Source organism: Bradyrhizobium sp. 956_D2_N1_4 (genome assembly GCF_052076025.1).
GTDB classification, from domain to species: domain Bacteria; phylum Pseudomonadota; class Alphaproteobacteria; order Rhizobiales; family Xanthobacteraceae; genus Bradyrhizobium; species Bradyrhizobium barranii.
Genome location: NZ_CP197237.1, coordinates 7753462 through 7773492, shown reverse-complemented (window position 1 = coordinate 7773492; position 20031 = coordinate 7753462). Strand labels below are relative to the sequence as shown.

At 64.4% G+C, this 20031-nt stretch carries 16 protein-coding genes; 3 read left to right on the top strand and 13 right to left on the bottom strand.

Annotated features, from left to right (window positions below):
• Window positions 1–5: 5 nt before the first annotated feature.
• Window positions 6–809 carry an SDR family NAD(P)-dependent oxidoreductase gene (locus AB7535_RS36730; protein WP_354113219.1) on the bottom strand — a complete coding sequence of 268 codons (804 nt, stop codon included), beginning with the start codon at window positions 807–809 and terminating at the stop codon, window positions 6–8.
• A 281-nt stretch (window positions 810–1090) separates the two neighbouring features.
• Here AB7535_RS36730 and AB7535_RS36725 point away from each other — a divergent pair, with 281 nt between their 5' ends.
• Complete coding sequence (locus AB7535_RS36725; protein ID WP_085405011.1) at window positions 1091–1729, top strand: TetR/AcrR family transcriptional regulator; 639 nt, start codon at window positions 1091–1093, stop codon at window positions 1727–1729.
• A gap of 187 nt (window positions 1730–1916) precedes the next feature.
• Here AB7535_RS36725 and AB7535_RS36720 read toward each other — a convergent pair whose 3' ends face one another.
• The 11 genes from AB7535_RS36720 to AB7535_RS36670 all read right to left on the bottom strand — a co-directional run bounded on the left by AB7535_RS36720 (window position 1917) and on the right by AB7535_RS36670 (window position 16773).
• Complete coding sequence (locus AB7535_RS36720; protein WP_354113218.1) at window positions 1917–3029, bottom strand: tetratricopeptide repeat protein; 1113 nt, start codon at window positions 3027–3029, stop codon at window positions 1917–1919.
• A gap of 218 nt (window positions 3030–3247) precedes the next feature.
• Window positions 3248–6760 carry a two-partner secretion domain-containing protein gene (locus tag AB7535_RS36715; protein ID WP_354113217.1) on the bottom strand — a complete coding sequence of 1171 codons (3513 nt, stop codon included), beginning with the start codon at window positions 6758–6760 and terminating at the stop codon, window positions 3248–3250.
• A gap of 19 nt (window positions 6761–6779) precedes the next feature.
• On the bottom strand, window positions 6780–8468 hold the full coding sequence (locus AB7535_RS36710; RefSeq protein WP_439037534.1) for a ShlB/FhaC/HecB family hemolysin secretion/activation protein: 1689 nt from the start codon (window positions 8466–8468) through the stop codon (window positions 6780–6782).
• A 322-nt stretch (window positions 8469–8790) separates the two neighbouring features.
• Window positions 8791–9252, bottom strand: coding sequence for a PTS IIA-like nitrogen regulatory protein PtsN (gene ptsN, locus AB7535_RS36705; protein ID WP_008141251.1), 462 nt, complete (start codon window positions 9250–9252; stop codon window positions 8791–8793).
• A 221-nt stretch (window positions 9253–9473) separates the two neighbouring features.
• A complete protein-coding gene (gene hpf, locus AB7535_RS36700; RefSeq protein WP_063980189.1) occupies window positions 9474–10073 on the bottom strand; it encodes a ribosome hibernation-promoting factor, HPF/YfiA family in 600 nt (199 codons plus the stop codon).
• Between the two features lie 84 nt (window positions 10074–10157).
• Window positions 10158–11771, bottom strand: a complete 1614-nt coding sequence (gene rpoN, locus AB7535_RS36695; RefSeq protein ID WP_354113215.1) for an RNA polymerase factor sigma-54 — start codon at window positions 11769–11771, stop codon at window positions 10158–10160.
• A gap of 90 nt (window positions 11772–11861) precedes the next feature.
• Window positions 11862–12869, bottom strand: a complete 1008-nt coding sequence (gene lptB, locus AB7535_RS36690) for an LPS export ABC transporter ATP-binding protein (RefSeq protein WP_354113214.1) — start codon at window positions 12867–12869, stop codon at window positions 11862–11864.
• Window positions 12870–13115: 246 nt separating this feature from the next.
• Window positions 13116–13832, bottom strand: a complete 717-nt coding sequence (locus AB7535_RS36685; protein ID WP_166347306.1) for an LptA/OstA family protein — start codon at window positions 13830–13832, stop codon at window positions 13116–13118.
• A gap of 5 nt (window positions 13833–13837) precedes the next feature.
• Complete coding sequence (lptC, locus tag AB7535_RS36680; protein ID WP_063985962.1) at window positions 13838–14569, bottom strand: LPS export ABC transporter periplasmic protein LptC; 732 nt, start codon at window positions 14567–14569, stop codon at window positions 13838–13840.
• Between the two features lie 146 nt (window positions 14570–14715).
• On the bottom strand, window positions 14716–15330 hold the full coding sequence (locus tag AB7535_RS36675) for a ribonuclease D (protein ID WP_354113213.1): 615 nt from the start codon (window positions 15328–15330) through the stop codon (window positions 14716–14718).
• A 117-nt stretch (window positions 15331–15447) separates the two neighbouring features.
• Window positions 15448–16773, bottom strand: a complete 1326-nt coding sequence (locus AB7535_RS36670; RefSeq protein WP_354113212.1) for a UbiA family prenyltransferase — start codon at window positions 16771–16773, stop codon at window positions 15448–15450.
• A 303-nt stretch (window positions 16774–17076) separates the two neighbouring features.
• Here AB7535_RS36670 and AB7535_RS36665 point away from each other — a divergent pair, with 303 nt between their 5' ends.
• Complete coding sequence (locus AB7535_RS36665) at window positions 17077–18348, top strand: MFS transporter (RefSeq protein WP_354113211.1); 1272 nt, start codon at window positions 17077–17079, stop codon at window positions 18346–18348.
• Window positions 18349–18370: 22 nt separating this feature from the next.
• On the opposite strand, the gene AB7535_RS36660 is transcribed toward AB7535_RS36665, so the two are convergent.
• Complete coding sequence (locus tag AB7535_RS36660; RefSeq protein ID WP_354113210.1) at window positions 18371–18727, bottom strand: response regulator; 357 nt, start codon at window positions 18725–18727, stop codon at window positions 18371–18373.
• A gap of 130 nt (window positions 18728–18857) precedes the next feature.
• Between AB7535_RS36660 and AB7535_RS36655 the strand changes: the two genes are divergently transcribed.
• Window positions 18858–20027, top strand: coding sequence for a GAF domain-containing sensor histidine kinase (locus tag AB7535_RS36655; RefSeq protein WP_063980194.1), 1170 nt, complete (start codon window positions 18858–18860; stop codon window positions 20025–20027).
• Window positions 20028–20031: the final 4 nt, after the last annotated feature.

The window sequence follows — 20031 nt, the reverse complement described above, 5'->3', positions numbered from 1 at the left end:
TGTTGTTACATGCCCATGCCGCCATCGACCGGCAGTCCGATGCCGGTGATGAAGCGCGCCTCGTTCGAGCACAGGAACACCGCGGCATCGCCAATGTCCGTGACCTCGGCGAGACGGCCGAGCGGGGTTTGCTCCACCACCGAGCCGACTGCGGCGTTGACGTCAGCCGCGAGCCCGACCTTGACGATGTCGTTGGCGAGCTGCATGCCCATGTCGGTCGGGATCAGGCCCGGATAGATGCAGTTTACGCGCACGCCGAAACCGAGCTTGCCGGCTTCCATCGCTCCGACCCGCGTCATGCGGTCAACCGCGGATTTGGTGCCCGAATAGACCGCGATGCTCGGGAAGGCGATTGTTGCCGCAACCGAGGCGATGTTGACGACGGCGCCGCCCTTGCCGGCCGGCCCGCCCGGGCGCATGGCACGGAAGGCGTGCTTCATGCCGAGCACGGTGCCAACGATATTGACGTCGCACATCCGCCGCGCGTCCTCGGCCTTGACCTCGGAGATCAGCGACGTGATCTCGATGCCGGCATTGTTGATCAGAATGTCGTAGCCGCCGAGGGTTTCGACGGTCTTGGCAACCGCCCGCTCCCATTGAGCGTCGTCGGTGACGTCGAGCTGGACGAAGCCCGTGGCGACGTCTTCCTTCGCGATGGCGGCTGCGCTGGCACGGCCAGTCTCTTCCAGGATGTCGGCGATCATGATCGAGGCGCCGGCTCGCGCCAACGCTTGCGCGATGGCCGCGCCGATTCCTCTAGCACCGCCGGTGACCAGGGCTTTCCTGCCTGCAAGGCTCTTCCCACTCATGACGCACTCCTCCGTTGCTGGTGATCGATTCGTGCTGCGCCCAATCGGCGCGCACCAGGTCGACGGGCGCAGGCCTTTCGGCGGCACCCAGCGAAGCGTTCCTCCATGGTCGGACGTCTTGACGACTGTCCAAATTCTTGGTGCGAACCTCCGCCAATATCTTGACACTTGTCAAGAACGAATTTGACAGTTGTCAAAGGAAGTGGTTGTGAGGGGATGGAGCATTCCGCGGTCGACGCGGTATAAGTCCTTGAAAGAACGGGACTGAGGATAAGGACAAGATGGCGCGGCAGGTGACGGGAGCGGCCCGGCGTGTGGCTGATGCGGCCGAGGTGCTGCGCGACGAGAAGTTCAACGCGCGGCGCGTCGAGCTTGCCGAGGCCGCGCTCGAAACGCTTGGAGAGCTCGGCTTCGCACGCACCAGCCTGCGCGAAATCGCGCAGAACTCGGCGTTCACGCACGGCGTGTTCCACTATTATTTCAGCGACAAGCTCGACCTGATCTGCTGCTGCGTCCGCCACTACAAGGCGAAGTGCGTGACGCGATATGACGATGTCGTCGCGACAGCAACGAGCCGCGACGAATTGACGGAGGGTTTCCTCGCCAAGCTCGCAGCAACGCTGCAGAACGAAGCCCGTATGCACCGCCTTTGGTACGACCTGCGCTCGCAGGCGATGTTCGAGGCGGCGTTTCGCAAGGATGTACTCGAGATCGACAAGAGCCTGGAAGCGATGATCTGGCGCATCGCCTCCCGTTATGCCGAGCTCGGCGGCAAGCGGCCGGCGTCGTCGCCCGCCGCGCTCTATGCGCTGTTCGACGGTCTATTCCAAAGTGCGCTGCTCAAGCACCTCGCGGGTGACAAGACGGCGATTCCCGAACTGCTCGACGAAGTCCGGCGCCTGCTGCCGACGGTCTGCTGACGCGCACGAGCGGCGCCGGCGAAGGCGTGGCGCTTTCATTCGGGTGATAGATCGCCTGCGCTCTCCTCGTCATTGCGAGCGCAGCGAAGCAATCCAGAATCGTTCCGCGGGGAGATTCTGGATTGCTTCGTCGCTTCGCTCCTCGCAATGACGGAGACTAGGGTTGCAGCGCAGCCCTGCTCTCGCATCACTTCAAAAAGCCAAGCCCTTCGCGCGCCGTGTCCACGGCCCATTGGTCGCCCGGCGGCAGCGCGAGCACGCTATTGAAATCGGCGCGCGCATGTTTGGCGTCGGACAGTTTCATATAGAGGATACCCCGATTGACGAGGGCGATCTGATTGCCGGGATCGAGCCGGATCGCCTCATTGTAGTCGGCGAGCGCACGGGCGTGCTCTCCGATGTCGCGCAGCGTGCTGGCGCGATTGCTGTAGGCCATCGAATTTCCCGGCTGCAGCCGGATGCCCTCGTCGAAATCGGCAATGGCGCGACGATCATCACCATTCTTGCGCCAGGCGGTTGCACGAACGAAGTAGGCCTTCTCGAAGGAAGGCATGATCCTGGTGACGTCATCAAGCTCGCGGATGGCGTTGTCGGTGTCGTCCTTTTTCAGGAGAACGATGGCCCGGCAATAATGACCGCCAGCACTCCCAGGCTCCAGACGGACGGCGGTGTTGCAGTCGTCGAGAGCCTCGTCGATCTTGCCCTTGTCGAAATGGACGGTGCTTCGCAGCTCGTAGGGCCATGCGGCGGCGGGATTGCGCCGCATCGCCTCGTTGTAATCGGCGACGGCATGATCGGAGTCGCGCTTCGCCGCATACGCTTCCCCTCTCTTGATAAGAGCAAAGTAGGCTTGCTTGGGATTGCGTTCGATGGCCTCGGTAAACGCGCCGATCGCCAGATCGAAGTCGCGCTGGTTGAAATATTCGAGGGCACGGGAGGTGTAGGACGGACCGTAGCCGGGATCGAGGCGAATGGCCTCGTTGTAATCGGCCAAAGCGTGATCCCGTTCACCCCTCGCCGAATAGGCGCGGCCGCGGCAGTTATAAGCCCGCCCGAAATTCGGATCGATCCGTATCGCGGCGCTGCAATCCTCGAAGGCGCGATCCCTGTCCCGCTTGATGTACCAGGCTTCGCCGCGCAGCTCGTAAGCAACCGCGTTTGTCGGATCAGCCGCAATGATCTCGGTCTTTTCGGCGATGACGCGGTCGTTGGACGTATCATCGGCATGAACGGCAACCGTCACGGCAATGGTGGCCGAGCAAAACAGACCGAAAATCCGGACGATCGAACCGCAATTCATGGCTCAAAAAACCCTGCATCGAAGCCGCGCCGGGACGCGCAACCGGGCGACGATCGAATCCGGCGGAGAAACATCACAGCGCCCCGGCTGCGAAAATAAGTCGCAGACCGCGGGGCTTCGGTTCGAACGGATGAGGGCCGCCTCTACGGCCTCACCAGGCGTAGGTAGCGCAGGACGCCCTTGCCGGCGTAGCTGCGATTGTGCCGCTACCGGGTGCTCTAACGCAGCACGACCTCGATCGGCGCCTGGTCGTTCAACCCGAGCGGCGCGGCGGGATCGGGCGGAGTGGCGCCGCAGATCGGGTTGCCGCCGGCCCCAAGCGAACAGGCGCCTGCGTCGCGCGGAATGATCGCGAGCCGGCCGTCGACATAGGTGATGTCGTAGTTCGCGGATGTCAGCCCCGAGGCGGCGATGCTGTAGACCCCGGGATTGCGCGTGCCCTCGGCCGAGCCGCCGTAGACGAGCGTGCCGGACAGTGCGGACAGCCCCTCCCCGTTCACGAAGCCGGAATAGATCGCGCTGCCGCCGGAGAACGGCACGCCGTCGTAATTCTTCGTGACGCCGTTGACTGCAATGGTGAGCGGCGCCTTGTTGACGGTCAGCGAACCGTCGACATAGGTGATCACATAATTGGCCGAGGAGAGGCCCGACGCCGTCAGGCTGTAGCGGCCGGCATTCACCGCGCCCTGCGCCGTGCCGCCATAAAGAAGCGTGCCCGACAGCACGGATGCAGTCTCGCCATTCATGAAGCCGGAATAAGCGGCGCTGCCGCCGGAGAAGGCGAGGCCGTCATAGGTCTTGGACGCGTTGGCGCTGATGGTGAGCGGCGCCCTGTCGATGGTGAGGCCGACCGCGACCGAGCCGACATAGACCGCGCCGCCCGAGCCGGTCGCGCTGAGAACGTCGGGGCCGCTGAGATTGTAGCTGCCCGCGCCCAATGCGGTGGTGACTGCGCTGCCCCAGCCGAGCGTGACACGATTGGCGTTCACGCCGGTCATCGTCAAGCCGCCGAGCGAGGCCAGCGTGCCATAGGTGGTGCTGGCCGAGCCCGCGACGTTGACATAGGCATCGTAGACGGTGTCGCCGAACGCGCGCAGCACCGGCATGCCGTTATTGGCGCCGCTGACGGACTTGCCCCAGACAGCGGCGAAGTCATAGCCGTTGTTGATGAAGATGAAGGGATCGCGCAGCTGCGCCGTGGTGAGCATGCCGCCATCGCAGATGCCGCCGCCGAAGGATGCGCCACAGGCGGCGCTCTGCCCCGATGTCTCCCTGTTCGCATAGCTTTGGGTGACATCGCCGCCATCCCAGTTCATCCCCACGATCGCGCCGACATTGCTGGTTCCCGACACGGTGCCCGCGAAGTAGCTTCGGCTCACATGGCTTTCCTGATTCACCCCCACCAGCCCGCCGACCTCGGAATTTCCTGAAACCGTTCCCGTGGCGTAGGAATCGAGCACTGAAACGGCTTCATTGCTGTGCCCGACCAGCCCGCCAATCGAACGCGTTCCCGACACATTGCCGGTTGCGTAAGACTGGCTTACCACGGCGCCGTACCAGCTGCCTCCCACCAGCCCGCCGACCGCATCGACACCGGACACGTTGCCGGTGGCGTAAGATCGCTCCACCCGGCTGTACTGTTGGAACCCCACCAGTCCGCCGGCAGCTGTGCCTGTGCCGCCAACTGCGCCGGTGCCTGATACATTGCCGGTGGCGTAACTGTCGGTGACGAGACCGAGGTTGCTGTACCCCAACAAGCCACCGACATTGATGCCGCCAGATACGGTACCCGTGGCATAAGAGTGGCTCACCGTCCCGATAGCATAATCCGCGGGGCCCGGTCCCATCCACGTGCCGATATTGTACCCTATCAGCCCGCCAGCACCTTCCCAGCTAGCGGACACGTTGCCGGTCGCATACGAGTTGGAGACGAACGAGGCGACGACGCGCCCTCCCAGCCCGCCGGCGGCGCCATAGCCCGCGACCGTGCCGGTGGCATATGAGTTGCTGATCGTCGTGATATAGGCGTCGCCGACCAGCCCGCCGACCATGGCGCCGCTGCCGGTCACATTGCCGGTGTTGTAAACGTTGCTGATGGTGTTGTAAGCGACGCTGCTCGTGCCGCCGTAGACCCAGAGGCCGCTCGACCCCACCAGCCCGCCGACGGAATTGTTGCCCGTCACGCTGCCGCCTTCCAATCCGACATTGCGGATGGTCCCGCCATCGATGTAGCCGAACAGGCCGATGTTATCGCTGGACGGCCGGTTGATGGTCAGGTTGCTGATGCGGTGACCGAGCCCGTCGAAAATGCCGGAAAAATATTTGCTGATATCGCCGATGCCGCCGATCGGTGTGAAGCCGGCGCCACCATTCCAACCCGCCGTCGCGCTGGCATCGATGTTCGCGCCGAGCACATAGTTGCCGGACCGGTTGGTGTTGATGTCCTGCAGGGCATTCACGTCGGTGATCACCGCATAGGTGATGGCGGCATCAGTTCCTTTCCGGGTCTGGAACAGGCTACCCGCCGCCAGGTTGACCGGCGCGTTGATGGTGTAGCCACCGGTGGCCGTGGTCTGTGCGTATTGCAGGACCAGGCCGTCACTGCTCGTCGTGCCGGTCGACGTCAGCGGCGCATTGATGACGATGTTGTTGTCGGCCCGCAGCGTCAGGATATGCGAGCCCCAGGTGACGGCGGAGTTGACCGTGACGTTGCCTTCATCGGTGCCGCTGCCCGAGGTCGTCACCGTCACGTCGCCGCTCGCAAGCGCCGTCTGCAAGACGCCAGCGTAGTTCGCGTCGATGGTGATGTTGACGGGATCGATCAGCCAATGCCCGCCGAGCGTATCGACCTTCAGATCGGCAGCGAGATTGACCTTGGCGGCGGAGGTTTCGACCGAGCGCGCCCGCAGCGTGCCGCCGGCATTGACCTCGCCGTGCTTGGCATCGCCGAGCAGCAGGATGCGGCCGTTTTTGCTGCCGATGCTCGCGGCCTGCACCACGCCGGTGTTGTTGACGACGCCCTTCATGGCGTCGCTCGCGCCCTTGGCGGTGAGGATGGCGAGCCCACCATCGGCGCGGATCAATCCCTTGTTCTCGACCAGGGTCTTGACGGTAGAGGCCTTGACCTCGACCGAGAGCAGGCCATCGCCGTTGAAGTCCAGCAGCACGTCGGTGCCGGCGGCGAGCGCCGTGCTGCCGGTGATGGCGCCGGAATTGCTGACGCTCGGCGAGATCAGCGCCACCACCTTGCCGGAGATGCTGCCCTCATTGGTGATCGCGCCGCCGCTGCCTGTGAAGTTGTAGCGACCTGCCAGAAAATCAGCGTTGCTGATGCCGAGCGTCGAGGCGACAAAGCCGCCGGTCTGCACGCTGCCGGTCTTGCCGATGGCGATGCCGTTCGGATTGATCAGGAACACTTGTCCATTGGCGCTGAGGCTGCCGAGGATTTTTGACGGGTCCTGGCCGACGACGCGGTTCAGCGCGACCGAGGATGCGCCGGGCTGATTGAAGGTCACGGAGTTGCCGGCGCCGATCGAAAAACTCTGCCAGTTGGCGATCATCCGGTCGCTCGACTGGTTGATCGTCATGGCGTTGCCGGACTGACTGATCGTGGCCTGTCCCGACACGACCTGGCCGCCGGTCGGCAGCGTCTGCGCCAGCGCCGGCGGCGTCAGCATCGTGGTCGCGGACAGCGCGATTGCGAGTCGCATCCGCGGCAGGGTCGATGTCATCGCGTGCCCCCTCGAAACATCAGAAGCGAATGCCGGCTTGCAGCCAGAACTGATCGTTGGCCTTGACGCCATCGGCATTGGCGCCGGTGATGATGGAACGGCCGGGATTGTCGCCCAGCGTATGGGCCCAGCTCGCCGAGACGTTCAGCCACTCGCGCGTCCAGCGCGCGGCGAGGCCGGCGCTGGCGAGCCCGTAATCGTTGCAGCCGCAGACAGTGACCGGCGCGATGCCGTTCGGCGACACGTTGATCTTGACGTAGCCGCCGTCCAGGAAGCTCGCGAGTTGCAGGCTGCCGAAGCGCACAGGCACCGGCGCGTTGTAGCGAAGCTCCAGCGTGCCGAGCACGCCCATATCGCCGCGCGCCTCGCCGACGGGATAGCCGCGCACGCCGAACGGGCCGCCCAGCGCAAAATCTTCCGAGGAATCGAGATTCTTGTCGGCCCATTGCCCGTAGAGGCGACCGAACAGTGCGAAGTCGCCGGGCAAGGCCTGAAGCCGGGCAACCGAGGCATTGATCCGATTGAACTGCCCTAGCGTCCGGAGCCCAGCCTGGTCCGCCGCGAGCGCGCTCGCCACGCGCGAGAGATCGAGGTGGCCAAAAGTCCAGCTCACCGACCAGTTGGTGATGCCGCCGCCGAGCAGCGCGTCGCGCCGGTCGCCGTTGAGGCTGAGCGTGCCGGAGGTCGACCGCTTGTCCTGAAGCGTTCCGACGATGCTGTCGTCGACCAGCGCCTTCCAGGTCACGGTGCCGCCAAGCTGGAGGTTGAAATCGCGCGAGCGGATCAGGCTGTAGTCGATGCCGCCATTGGCGAAATGGGCAAAACCGGTGAGACCGAGGGCGCGGCCGATGGCGTCGATATTGTGGTAGTCGAGATAGCCGTAGCTCGCATTGGCTATGAAGCCGCTGGCGCCGAGCGGCACACTCGTCACCAGCGAGCCGTACTCCTGCCCTTGCGACACCGTGCCGGAGAGCCGCGTCAGGTCGCCGTAGCCGGACACGTCGGTGAGCGAGATGAGCCCGTTGCCCTGCGCCTTGCCCACGTTGGAGCTGCCGTAATTATCGGCCCAAATACCGCCCCCGAGAATGGGCGCCTGCGCGACGCCGACGACGAGCTTGCTGGTGTTCGGCGCATCGCCCGGCGCGAGCTTGGCATGCACCGACACGCCCGGCAGGTCGTTCATCCGCAACAGCGCGTCTTCCAGATCCTGCCGCGTCACGCCGTCCGGCTTGAGACGACCCTCGATGATCGCGCGCAACAGGTCCTCACGCACGCGCACGCCCTTGGCGCGATCGAGCGTGATGGTCTTGAGCGCGCCCTCGGCGATCTCGATCGTGACGATGCCGTTGGTGATGTCCTGAGGCGGCAGCAGCGCGCGCGCCAGCAACCGGCCGCGGCCCTGGAGCACGGCCGTCACCTGATCGGCCAGCGCATAGAGCCCTTTGATGCCGAGGCGCTTGCCGCGCACCGAGGCAACGAGTTGCTCGCGCTCGGCCTGTGGCAGCAGCTCCACCTTGCCGGTGAAGCGAACGCCCTTCACGATGATGCGCTCGCCCCGGTCGGGGATTGCGGCGGGCGCCTGCTGCGGTCGAATCTCGCCAGGGGCCGGCAGCCTTTCCTGCCGCTGCATCTCCCGCTGCCGCTGCATCTCGCGGAGCAGCGATCCGGCATCCTGCGCGACGGCCGGGACTGCGGTACCTGCTATCACTAGCCCCACCACAACAGCCCTGCTCTGCACCGCGCCAACCACTTTCATCCTACGGGCCCGACCTTCGGGCGATAGGTAACGACCTCGGCGAAAGCGCAGGACGGCGCGTCGATCCTAGCGCCACTTGCGTTCGTGGGCGTCTTTAGCGGACTCCGACAAGGCGCGATGTGCCGGACGTCTCAAGCGGGGAAATTTTTCGCGTTCTCTTGCCGGCTATTGCGAGATCACGACATCCCGCGCGCATGCCACGGGGATGGCCGGCCTACATTGGCAATTGCGTGGATCGATTCCGCTTCTCAGCGGACGACTAGGACAGGCGACGTTACGCCGCGGTCGCGGGCGGCAGCGCCAGCACCGAATAGATCGCCTGGGCATCGCGCGAGGCGCGGAGCTTCTTGGCGATGTCCTGGTCGCGCAGGAGGCGGGCGATGCGGGCGAGCGCCTTGAGGTGATCGGCGCCGGCGCCTTCGGGGGCGAGCAGCAGGAAGACCAGATCGACCGGCTGGCCGTCCATCGCCTCGAAATCGATCGGACGATCGAGGCGCGCGAACAGGCCGAAGATCTTTTCCAGCTTGGGCAGCTTGCCGTGCGGAATGGCGACGCCGTAGCCCACCGCGGTGGTGCCGAGCTTCTCACGCTGCAGCAGCACCTCGAACACGGAGCGTTCGTTCTGCCCGGTCAACTCGGCGGCCTTGGCCGCGAGCTCCTGAAGCGCCTGCTTCTTGCTGTTGACCTTCAATGCCGGGAGAATCGCCTCGGGTGCGACCAGATCGGTAATCGGCATGGAAGGTTTCCGAGGTGAATTAAACCGTCAGGTTCCGAATTGGCCAGCTTGGTCAAACCATGCCTGGCCGGCATCAAGAAGGTGAAGCAGGAGGGGGACTTAGCCCCGATCCTGATGTGGGGCGCTTCTACTCCAACGCAATCCCGGTGCCAACTGCTGCGTGCGGCTTTGCCCCGCTCATTGTTAAGGGCTGCGGTTGGTACGGGGGCCGGTTCCAGCCCTTAACCGTCCGGTTTGGGCCCCGGCGGGTCGATCCAGCCGACATTGCCGTCGGCCCGGCGGTAAATGATGTTCACCCGGCCGCTGGAGCCGTGCTGGAATACCAGGCAGGGCGCTCCGCTGAGGTCCAGCTCCATCACGGCCTCGCTCACCGACAGCTGCTTCAGCGAGGTGGTGGCCTCGGCGATGATGACCGGACTGTAGCCGGTGACCTCGTCCTCGTCCTCACCCTCGCCCGGCGCCTCCAGCACGTAGCTCGTGGCGTCCATGGCGGCCAGCGCCGCGGAGGCGACATGGGCCTTGCGGGCCGAGCGGTCCTTGAGCCGGCTCTTGTAGCGCTTGAGCCGCTTCTCGATCATCAGGAGCGCCTGGTCGGCGCTGGCATAGGCATCCGGCGCGTTCGAATCGGCCTCCAGCGTAATTCCCGTATCAAGATGCAGGGCACAGTCGGTGCGGAAGCCGAAGCCATCCTTGCTCAGGGTGATGTGGCCGGAATAGTTCCCGTCGAAATATTTACGCAGGACCTCGTCGGTCCGATCGGTCACGCGGCCGCGCAGGGCGTCGCCGACGCTGACGCTCTTTCCCGAGATTCTGAGGGTCATGTGATGCCTCGCTTGGTTTTAAGTGCCCAGCTTGGATCGGTCTCGATGGGGGATCGAGAGTAGCGCGATTTCGCGCCAGCGCAATCAGGCCGGCTCGGTGTTGCGGGAGCGATCGGGCATTGCGGTGGAGAGGACGTTACCAAGAGCGCTCTGCTTGTCACGGCGGCGTTGCACCGAAGAGGGAATGCGCATGGCTTCGCGGTACTTTGCGACCGTGCGGCGGGCAATATCAATTCCCGAGGCGCGTAAGCGTTCCACGATGGTGTCATCCGACAGGATCGCCGACGGCGCTTCCGAATCGATCAGCTGCTTGATGTGGTGGCGCACGGCCTCGGCGGAATGCGCCTCGCCGCCGTCGGCGGAGGCGATCGAAGCCGTGAAGAAATATTTCAATTCGAATGTGCCGCGATTTGTCGCCATGTACTTGTTGGCGGTGACGCGCGACACCGTGGATTCATGCATCTGGATGGCGTCGGCAACGGCCTTCAGATTCAGCGGCCGCAGATGCGCCACGCCATGGGTGAAGAAGCCGTCCTGCTGGCGCACGATCTCCGTCGCAACTTTCAGGATAGTGCGGGCGCGCTGATCGAGCGCGCGCACCAGCCAGGTCGCGTTCTGGAGCGCGTCGGTGAAATAGGACTTGTCGCCGACCTTGCCGATCTTCTTCGACAGCTCGGAATAATAGGTCTGGTTGACCAGCACGCGCGGCAAGGTGTCGCTGTTGAGCTCGACATGCCAGCCGCCATCCGGGCCCGGGCGGACATAGACGTCCGGCACCATGGTCTGGAGCCGCGCCGAGCCGAACTTCATGCCGGGCTTGGGATTGAGGCGGCGGATCTCGCCGATCATGTCGGCGATGTCCTCGTCGTCGACGCCGCAGAGCTTGCGCAGCGAAGCGATGTCGCGCTTCGCCAGCAGATCGAGGTGCTCGACGAGGGCCTGCATCGCCGGATCGTAGCGGTCGAGCTCGCGGAGCTGGATCGCCAGGCATTCGCTCAAATTGCGCGCACAGACGCCGGGCGGGTCGAATTTTTGCAGCACGGCAAGGACGTCCTCGACGTCGGCTTGCGATGCGCCAAGGCGCTCGGCGGCCTGGCCGAGATCCGGCGGCAGATAGCCGGCCTCGTCGACGAGGTCGATCAGGTACTGACCGATCATGCGCTGCGCCGGGCCGGTGAAGGCGACCGAGAGCTGCTCGGCAAGATGGTCGCCGAGCGTGATCTCCGCGGCGACGAAGGCTTCGAGATTGTAGTCCTCGTCGCCGGAGGCACCGCCGCCCCATTCGGTATAGGTGGTCGGCGCCGCATCCTGGGCGTTGCGCGCGGCGGCCTCTGCCGGTTCCTCGGAGAAGACGTTGTCCAGGCCCGTGTCCAGGGTCTGCTCGATCTCGGCGCGGGTGCCGAGATCCTTGCTCATCCATTCTTCCTGGCCCGGCTCGAACGCCTCGCCCGGACCGCCGCCCGGCTCGTCGTTGTGGCCCCCGTCGGAATCGCTGAATTGGCCGGTCTCGGCCGGGGCTTCACCCGCGGGCGGCTCGTCGTTGGCCCGCTCCAGCAGGGGGTTCCGCTCGAGCTCCTCTTCCACGAAGGTCGTGAGATCGAGATTGGACAATTGCAGCAGCTTGATCGCCTGCATCAGCTGCGGCGTCATGACCAGCGACTGCGATTGCCGGAACTCTAATCTCTGCGTGAGCGCCATGAAGCAAGAACCGATCCCAAAAGTTGGTCCGATTTTTGCTTATCCTAGTCTTGGCACGATGTACACGGCTTGACGAACGGGAAAAAAGGGCTAGAGGCGGAATTCCTCGCCAAGGTAAAGCCGGCGAACGTCGGGATCGGCGACGATCTCATCCGGGCTACCCTCGGTCAAGATTTCACCGGCATAGACGATATAGGCGCGATCGGTCAGGCCGAGCGTCTCGCGCACATTGTGGTCGGTGATCAGCACGCCGATGCCGCGGTTGGTGAGATGGCGGACGAGGTCCTGAATGTCGCCGACCGCGATCGGATCGATGCCCGCGAAAGGCTCGTCGAGCAGCATGTAGTTCGGACGCGTCGCCAGCGCGCGCGCGATCTCGACGCGGCGGCGCTCGCCGCCCGACAGCGCGATCGACGGCGATTTCCGCAAGCGCGTGATGTTGAATTCGTCGAGCAGCGAATCGAGCTGCTGCTCGCGCTTCTTGCGCGAGGGCTCGACCACTTCGAGCACGGCGCGGATGTTCTGCTCGACGGTGAGGCCGCGAAAGATCGAGGCTTCCTGCGGCAGATAGCCGATGCCGAGCCGCGCGCGCTGATACATCGGCAGCTTGGTGACGTCGTGGCCGTCGAGCTCGATCGCGCCGCGATCGGGCTTGATCAGGCCGGTAATCATGTAGAACACGGTGGTCTTGCCGGCGCCGTTCGGGCCGAGCAGGCCGACCGCTTCGCCGCGGCGCACATAGATGCTGACGCCGCGCACCACCTGGCGGCTGCCGAAACTCTTTTCCACGCTATGCACAGCCAGGAAGCCCGGCCGCTTCAGAAGCTGCGGTCCGCCGGCGCCGTTAGACCTGCTGGCGGCTCTGACAGGGTGAACCGCCTGGGCACGCGGCGGCTCGGTCTCGTAGTCGGCTTGGTAGTCGGCCTGGAAATGGTCGGGCGCGCGCATCTGGTCGCGGGCGATCGGCGATGCATCCCGCACCGGGCTGGGCACGAGACCGCCGACGCTGTCACCGAGGGCGGTGATGTCCTGGCGCGCAAATCCTGGCCGGCCGCGCTTGGCGGGGCGCCGACGGAACATGCTGAAGAGATCGACCATCCCGCCTTCTAGCCTTTCACGACAATCCTGCGCGATGATCCGCGCGTGATCCCGCGATCTGCCGCACCGGCCTTGCGATTCGCCAGCACAGCATGAGTGAAGGGATGTCTCATGCCCAGTGAAACACGCCCGAAAAGCGGCGAACCCCGCTTGGAAAGCCCTTCGCGCTAGATACAGCCTCGCCGGGCAAGCTTCAACCTCGGATCGGGAGAATCTGGCCCAAGCGCTTGAAGTTACTTCAGGAATTTACTTTTGTTTGCCTGCGCCGGGCAATTGGAGAGGCGGCGCCGGAGCGGGCTTGCCCGGGCTCCCCGATCCGCAATCATTGCTGCCGCCCTGCGGCAGCAATGCCTGCACCCTGCCGCTGTCGGATTCCACCCGCGAGACGCCGGTGGTCATGTCGACCGCCAGACGGTCGCCGCGCAGCACGTTCCTGCACTGCGTGAGGACGACGCCGCCGAGCATGGTGATGAGGTTGGTTTTGGTGTCGAACACGGCGGTCTCGCCTGTTACCACCTGGTCCTTCTGGGTGACGACGACATTGCCGCGCGCTTCCAGCCGCTTGATCGAGGAGCTGCCGCCCGGCCCCGGCTGCGCCGACTGCATCGGCGCACCCTTGGTCCCCTTCGCCGCGGGCTGCGGCGCGGCCGGCTTGTCGCCGCCGCCGGAGTCGTAAAACACCACGAGCGTCTTCGAGGTCATGGTGGTGTCGCCCTGGATGACCTTCACATTGCCGGAGAAGGTCGCCTCCTTCTTCTTGTCACGCATCTCGAGCGAGGCGGCTTCGATCTGGATCGGCTGGTCGCGGTTCTGCGAAAAGCCCTGCATTGCGTTGGGCACGCCTTGCATCGTGCTCTGCGCGACGGCCGCACCGGTTGCGACCAGCGCGACGGTGACGGCGAGCGCGGCCACACCGAGAATGGCGCACCGCTTGTCTTCGTTGCGCGAAAAGAATCTCACCATGAAAATCACTTTGAATTGGCAGACTTGTTCTGAGGCGTGCGTGTCTTCACCGGTGGCGCGGGCTGCTCGGCCGGCGCAGGCTGGGCAGCGGCGGGGTCATCCAGCTTGTCCAGATGCATCACCACATTGCCCTCGAAGCGGATGACGTCGCCGCCTTCCGTGATCCGCAGCCGGTCGGCGGTCAGCGTTCCGTTGGTCAGCTTGACGTCGACATGCTCATCCGAGGAGACCGTTCCCTTGCCCATGTCGACGAAGGCCGAGTTCAGCCGCGCCTCATAGCCGGACGAGGTGCGCAGGAAGATGTCCTTGTGCAGGTCGAGCTGCTGCTGCTTGTTGTCGAAGCGGCCGGTGCGCGCATCGAGCAGCAAAGTGGATTTGTCTTCCATCAGCACCTTTGCGCGCAAATCGTTGAGATCGACATGATCGGGGTCGGTGATGTCCTGCGTCGCGGTCTTGGCCCAGAGCTCGTAGGGCCGCTGGTCCGGGGTGAAGCCGGACATATGCGGCGTTTCCATCGTGATCTTGGTGCCCGTCACCACGAGATTTCCGGAGTCGAGCTTCACGGGGATCTGGAACGGATTGAGGAAGGTCGAGACGGCGACGATCGCGGCCATGGACGCAGCCACCGTCACCGGCACCGCGATGCGCAGAATCCGCACCAGGCGGCTGTGGCGCGCCGCGCTGGCAAACTTCGCCGCAAGCGCGGCGTCGTAGGTTGGATTCTGGGCCGAATTCACCTGAGCTCCCGAGGTGTCGCTCGTCTCGTCCGGTTGACGGGCGCACGCCATTGTATCCGGCGCCGCCTGAATATGCAGCCTGCGACAGGCCGCACGAAAGTGTCCGAAACGGGGCGGCAGCCCTAAGCTAACAGCGGCCCGAGGCCTCAGGAATGCGCGAAAATGTCCTCTTCCTGCCAGCCCTGGAGGTCGAGCAGGGCGCGGGTCGGCAGGAAGTCGAAACAGGCTTTTGCCAGCGCGGTGCGGCCTTCCCGCACCAGCATGGCGTCGAGCCGTTCGCGCAGGGCATGAAGGTGCAGCACGTCGGAGGCGGCGTAGGCGAGCTGCGGCTCGGTCAGGCTGTCGGAACCCCAGTCGCTGGATTGCTGCTGCTTGGAGAGGTCGACATTGAGCACCTCACGCACGAGGTCCTTGAGGCCATGCCGGTCGGTGTAGGTGCGGGTCAGGCGCGAGGCAATCTTGGTGCAATAAATCGGGCCGGTCATGACGCCGAACGTCTGGTACAGCACCGCGACGTCGAACCGCGCGAAATGGAAGATCTTCGTGATCGCGGGATTGGCCAGGAGGGCCTTCAGGTTCGGCGCGTCGGTGTGACCCCTGGGGATCTGCACCACGTCGGCGCTACCGTCGCCGGGCGAGAGCTGCACCACGCAGAGCCGGTCGCGGTGCGGGTTCAGCCCCATGGTCTCGGTGTCGATCGCCACCGCTCCGGTGTAGCGGGACAGGTCGGGCAGGTCGCCGCGATGCAGGCGTACGGTCATGGCGTTTCAAAACCTCAATCGAATTGGTCGGTCGGCATCATAAGCTAATCGGATTGCCCGCGATGTAGCCACTGGCGGCGGGCCGCGCAAGCGGCAGCTGGTCCCGCCGGGGCGCGGTCAGATCGCCGCCAGCATGATGCAGATCATCGCCGCCACCGTCGCGCGGCTGGCGCCATCGCGAAAAGTGTAGAGAATCGGATCGTCGGGCATCTCGCGGCGATGCGCCATCATCAGGGCACGGCCGAACCAGTAGAGCAGCAGCGGGTTGAGCAGCCACAGCATCCAGGGACGGCTGTAGAGCGGCGTCACCGCGGAGGAGGAGACGTAGAGCGAGAACACGGTCACCGCGTTCATGGCGCTTGCCGCCGCCATCGCGCCGATGATGTGCAGGTCGGTGATCCTGTAATCGCGGTTGGAGGGATCGGCGAGGCCGGCGCTCTCGCGCATGCTGAGCTCGCTGAAGCGCTTGATCAGGGCCAGCGAGGTGAACACGAACAGCGAGAAGATCAAGAGCCATTCCGACAGCACCACGCCGACGCCGACCGCGCCGGCGATGATGCGTAGCGTGTAGAGACCGGCGAGCGTCACGACGTCGACCAGCATCTTGCGCTTGAGCACGAGCGAATAGGCGATCGTGGTGGCGAGATAGCCACCGAGCACGCCGAGGAACAAAGGCGAGATGCAGAGGCTGGCGGCGACCGCGAGCAGCCAGAGCGCGGGAATCGCAAGCAGCGCCGAGGACATCGGCAGTCGACCTGCCGCCAGCGCGCGATGGCGCTTGGTCGGATGCTGCCGGTCGGCTGAGAGATCGAGCAGATCGTTCATCAGGTAGGCGCCCGACGCGCAGGCCGAGAACGCCAGGAACGCCAGCAACGCATAGCCGAGCGTCGCAAGGTTCATCTGATGCGCCGTGATCGCCGGCACGAATACCAGCGTGTTCTTGGCGTATTGATAGACGCGCAGCGCCTGCGCCCAGGTTTTGAGGCTGGCACGGCTGCTGCCGCGCGTTTCGATGCGCTCCATCGAGGCGCGATCGAACGGCAGCCAGTCACCCGCCGCGAGATCAGCCGGCGCAACGACGCCATCGAACCCGAGATGCGCGGCAATGCCCGCCGCATGGTGCGCCAAGCGGCCGGCCACCAGATAAATCTTGTCGCCCCCCGCCCGCGCCGCCAGGGCCTGGTTCAGCACGTCGGCATCATAGGGCAGATGGGCGTAGTCGAGCTCGGCCCGCGCCAGGATATCCGTGAGCGCCGCCATGCCCGGGCGTCCACCCGCGCCGAAGCGGGCCAGCATCCGGCCGGGGCTGGAGAACAGCGCTTCCAGCAGCAGCTCGGAACGGAGCAGGGCGCCTTCGAGATCGATGACAAGCGTCCGCGCCGCGGCGGGGACCGCCGACGGTGTGGGGACGCCAGAATCGTAGTGCCAGGCAGGCTGCTCCATCCGAAAACGCTCTGACTTGCCGCAACATGACCGGCCCTGAGGCCGGGGAGCAGGGAAATGGACGGCCGAGAGCCTAGGGGGCATTCGCTAAGGGCGACTTAACCGGGGGGAGAAGGGCCGGCGGCCCCTGGGGGATGCCGGGTCCAAACCATGCACCCTGCTGTTGCATGGATCCCACAACCCGGCGCCAGCTTCATGTTCCGGCAGGGCTTTTGCCGCGCGCCCCGTGAAAATCCTCCCGGCCGACCCCATCTGCCAGTTTTCGCGCGCTCGCCTGCCCCGCCCACAATGAAATCAGGTGTCATGACCGAACAGACGCTCGCTGCGCCTATCGACGACCAACAGGAACGCCAGCGCGGCTTTACGCGCTACCAGGCGCTCCTGATCGCGCTGCTTGCGTTTACGCAGTTCACGATCATTCTGGATTTCATCATCATGTCGCCGCTCGGCGCCATCCTGATGCCGGCGCTCGACATCACGGCCGGGCAATTCGGCGTCGCGGTGTCGGCCTACGCGTTCAGCGCGGGACTGTCGGGCATCCTGGCCGCCGGCTTTGCCGATCGCTTCGACCGCAAGCGCCTGCTGCTGTTCTTCTATGTCGGCTTCATGCTCGGGACCCTGCTCTGTGCCGCGGCGCAGACTTACCATGTGCTGCTGCTCGGCAGGATCGTGACCGGATTGTTCGGCGGCGTGATCGGCTCGGTCGTGCTGGCCATCATCACCGATCTGTTCGCGCTGCACCTGCGCGGCCGCGTGATGGGCTTCGTCCAGACGGCGTTCGCCGCGAGCCAGGTGCTCGGCATACCCGCCGGGCTGTTTCTCGCCAATCACTGGAACTGGCATGTCTGCTTCGTTGCGATCGTCGGCCTGTCGATCGTTGCGATCGCAATCATCGCCTTCGCGATGGAGCCGGTCGACGCGCATCTGAAACTGAAGCAGGACAGAAACCCGTTCCGCCATCTGATCGCGACCGTCGGACAACCGCGCTATACGCTGGCCTTCGCCGTCACGACATTGCTGGCGACGGGCGGATACATGCTAATGCCGTTCTCCAGCGCCTTCACCGTGCATAATCTCGGCATCGACATCCTGCATCTGCCGACGATCTATCTCGTCTCCGGCCTGTTCAGCATCGTCACGGGACCGCTGGTCGGCAGGGCGAGCGACGCGTTCGGCAAGTACCCGACCTTCGTCTTCGGCAGCGTGGTGTCTGTCATCATGGTGCTGATCTACACCCATCTCGGCCACGTCTCGCTCGCGACCGCGATCCTCGTCAACGTGCTGATGTTCGTCGGCATCTTCTCGCGCATGATCCCGTCGCAGGCGCTGATGTCGGCGATCCCCGACCCCAGCCAGCGCGGCTCATTCAGCGCGGTCAGCGCGTCGCTTCAGCAGCTCTCCGGTGGGCTCGGTTCGGTCCTCGCCGCCGCCATCATCGCGCAACAACCGGATGGTTCGCTGCTCCATTTCGACCGGATCGGCTACGTCGTCGTCGCGTCGGCAATCGTCTCGCTAGTCGCGATGTACTTTGTGCAGAAGGCGGTGGCGGAACGGACCGGGAGACGGGTGGTCTGAGGGCTCGACTTGAAAAAGCCCGCTATGCCCGCCCGCCGGCCAGCATTTCAAGCTGGTCGTGAAGCTGCGCAGGAAGATACGGCTTGGGGATGAACCTCGCCCCGAGTGGGATGTCATCCGCTGCCGGGCTGAGTTGGCCGGACGTAATGAGGAGCCGCACGGGCGGCCATCGGTCTCTGATCACCGCCGCCAGCCGAAGGCCATTCATCGAGCCGGGCATCTGAATGTCGGTGAAGACGACGGTGATCGCCGGTTCCGTCTCCAGCAGATTGACAGCCTCGTCCGCGTCGGCCGCCTCGAAGATATCGAAGCCCATATCCCGGACCATGTCAGCCGCGTTCATGCGGATGAGAAGGTCATCTTCGACGATGAGGATCACGTCCCTATGCTGGCTGAGATTGGACACTTATGCTCCGGCATAACCGAGCATAAGGTTTGAACGGCTTCTTTGTTCCACCGAACGTCTTGCAAAGGATCGCGTTTGTTAGAGTAGGGCGTTAGGGTTCACCATGGCAATTGACATCAAGGCGGACGTGGATGCCGTCCAGCAGATTGGGGCAGTTCCCAAAGTTTTGGATTTGGCCGCACGCATAACGGGCATGGGCTTCGTCGCGATAGCGCGCGTGACTTCAGATCAATGGATTTGCTGCGCCGTTCGGGACAGCATCGCCTTTGGCCTTGAGCCGGGCGGAGAACTGCGTGTCGAGACGACCATCTGCAACGAGATCCGGCAGCACGGCAACACGGTCGTCATCAACGATGTGCAGACGGACAGCGACTTCTGCAATCATCCGACACCGGCCATGTATGGATTTCGCAGCTACATCTCAGCTCCCATCGTCCTGATCGACGGAGCCGTCTGGGGAACATTGTGCGCCATCGACCCCACGCCTCGACAACTTCGTACGCCTGAAATCCTCGACACGTTTCAGCTGTTGGCCGAACTGATCGCTGCACAGCTCGAACTCAATCAACGTCTGGAGCGGAGTCAGGCCGATCTCATCGACGAGCGAAAAACGGCAGAGCTTCGCGAGCAGTTCATCGGCGTATTGGGGCACGATCTTCGCAATCCCCTCGCAGCCGTCGATGCGGGAATGCGCGTGCTGCTGAAGAACCTCGACACCGGGCGGGCGCCCGAAATCGCGCTCGGCGTTCAAAAAGCCGTCTATCGCATGGCCGGCATCGTCGAAAACGTCATGGACTTCGCGCGAGGCCGACTTGGCGGAGGTCTTACGATCAAGCGAGATGCGACGCTGCCTTTGGCGCCGGTGCTGGAGCAAATCATCGCGGAGTTCAGGACGGCCTGGCCGACCGTGACGATCAGTTCATCGGTCCAGATCGAAGAGCCCATCAGCTGCGATCGGAGCAAGATGGGCCAACTTTTCTCGAACCTGCTCGGGAATGCAATTACGTACGGTGACCAGAGTAGGCCGATCCACGTCGTAGCCAGAACCTTGGACGGAACGTTCGATCTGACGGTGTCCAACGAAGGCCCGCCAATCTCCGAAAAGGCGCTGGCAAACCTCTTCAAGCCATACACGCGAGGCGACCGGCCCAGTCAGCAGGGTCTGGGACTTGGTCTCTACATTGCTTCGCAGATCGCTCAGGCCCATGGCGGCAAATTGAGTGCGATATCGACCGGACGCGAAACGACCTTCTCTTTCGAGATGCCGATCTAGGCGG